The 2,342-nt window shown below is 43.0% G+C and carries 1 protein-coding gene and 1 pseudogene; both read right to left on the bottom strand.

Annotated features, from left to right (window positions below; genetic code table 11):
- Positions 1-362: 362 nt before the first annotated feature.
- A pseudogene (locus tag AC4GME_RS17210) lies at positions 363-746 on the bottom strand (ISAs1 family transposase); the annotation flags it as partial.
- Positions 743-2,342, bottom strand: a 1,600-nt coding sequence (locus tag AC4GME_RS17205; protein ID WP_490379877.1) for a putative bifunctional diguanylate cyclase/phosphodiesterase, incomplete at its 5' end; no start/stop codon positions are given. The gene AC4GME_RS17205 and the pseudogene AC4GME_RS17210, both read right to left, overlap by 4 nt.

The raw sequence follows: 2,342 nt of genomic DNA, 5'->3' as shown, positions 1-2,342 counted from the left end.
GAGGAGGATATATGCCGCCCCCCATGGTGATAGTTGGATGTTCAGCCAGCCAGGCCTGCTCATCTACTGTTAAAGCTAATGTTGGGTTAATTGTTGGTGGCAATAATTCATTCGAACTATCGGTGAATAATGCCGATGGAAAGATGATCAGCACAAGCAATCCAAATACAAAAGGTTGAAGCCGAGATTGATTGTGTAAAGTTCGTTTTAGGTTGCACTTATCCATAATTTTCCATCGTAATATATAAAAAACATATTGAAAGAACTGACTCTACATCAGACGCAAAAGAAAACCAATAAGCGCAGAGAGGCGTTTAGTTCCCCCCCTTTTTTTCCCTTACTATGGAGGTGGAGGGTCACAGCTAGCGAATTTTAATCCCAGACATTAGCAGGGTTGAGCGATAACCATCATCGAGTCCTGCCATTTTCTTCTTACCTGCCATGCTGGCTGATTTTATATTGTCTTGTTTAAACAACTCCATGGCTATTTTCGTATCACATTAAAAACTAATGGGCCTTGTTTTTTACGTATACGAGATTCATCCTCTCTGAATGTCATATCAAGTACCCAATGCATGCTTTCTACTCACCAGTGGCTACGAACGGCATTGAGGCTCTGCATTTAAATCCAATGAGGTAATATACCAACGTGTTTCATTTTTATCTTTACCTGTTGATTTATCGTGAACTGCTGAACTTATTTTAACGATGCTTTTTAAACCTGACCAGCGGCACTCTTTAGCTAGCCTGTGTTTGTTGCCTCACTAATTGCCTTTGCATCATTTCTGTACATTAGATTGTTTGCAGCCCAACCAGCATCGGATGGCCAGTTAGCCACCCATTCAGGAATGTCTCTAGCAGGCATCGGTCTTGCAATGCCATACCCCTGCACCAATTCACAACCAAGCTGTAGCAGTGCGGCGCTATGTGCAATGGTCTCTACCCCCTCTGCAATTACTTCACGTTTGAATGACTTAGCCAAGCCAACCACACTTTCAACAATCATCAAGTCATCAGGGTTAATCAACAAGTCCCGTACAAAGCTCTGATCTATCTTAATAAGGTTGATCGGCAAATGTCTGAGATAAGTAAGTGAAGAATAGCCGGTACCAAAGTCATCTAATGCAAAACTGACACCCAACTTAATACAGTCGTGCATAATTTTTGAGACCTGCAATACATCATCTAACTCACTGGTTTCAAGCACTTCTAATTGCAAACAGCGCGGATCAATCTGTGGCCATGCTGACAGTAATGCTTGCAGGTGTTTTGCAAAGTCAGTTTGTTGTAGTTGCGATGCGCAAATGTTGACGCTGACAGGTATATATATTCCCAACCCTTGCCAGGCCGCAATTTGACTAAGTGCAGTAGCAATGACCCACTCACCCAGCTCAATGCTGATGGGATGATTTTCAATCAAAGGCAAGAACTCTGCAGGGGGGAGCAGACCACGCTCGGGGTGTTGCCAACGAATTAAGGCTTCAGCACCAATCACTGTTGCTTTACTAATATTGACCTTAGGCTGGTAATACAAGACAAATTCACCTTGTTGCAAAGCGCTACGAATACGCTCAATATTTTCACGGCGAGTATCCTCGACCATCTGATGTTCCAAGTCAAAAACGTGATAACAGTTCTTACCTACTTTCTTCGCTTCATACATGGCTAGGCCAGCATGACGGATAAGCAGGTCCGAACCTGAGTTGTCTTGTGGATAAGATGTAACACCCATACTGGCGGAGATTTTTAACTCTACCTCCCCCACGGTGATAGATCTAGATACAGCTTGTAACAGTCGTTCTAATATTGATGTACAGTTATTAGTTTCTAACCCCGTGAGCACCGCTACAAACTCATCCCCCCCTATTCGAGCAAGCGTATCGTTTTCACGTAACGTCTCTTTCATGCGCTGTGATAGCGCAATTATGAGTTCATCTCCTACATGAGGCCCATATTTATCATTAACTGCTTTTAATTCATCTAAATCAATGAATACCACTACTAACGACTGCTTGCTGCGCAGGCATTGATGCATTGCTAATGGTAAACGCTCTCTTAATAATGTGCGGTTAGGTAGATGGCTTAAAGGATCGAAATGGGCAATTTTTTCTAGCTTTTTCTGCTGCTCTTTAATATGCGAAATATCGCTAAAGAGCGCAACATGGTGTGTTATTATGCCAGTGGTATCGCGCACGAGACTAATAGAGAGAAGTTCTGGATAGAGCTCGCCATTTTTACGTCGATTCCAGATTTCACCGCGCCAATGATCTTTTTCTGCAAGAGTTTCCCATATCTCAGTATAGAATGCAGGCGAATGCCTACCTGATTTAAGGATGCGCGGG

The sequence above is a fragment of the Psychromonas sp. genome (assembly GCF_983033635.1).
This window is presented reverse-complemented; position numbering and strand designations above follow the sequence as displayed.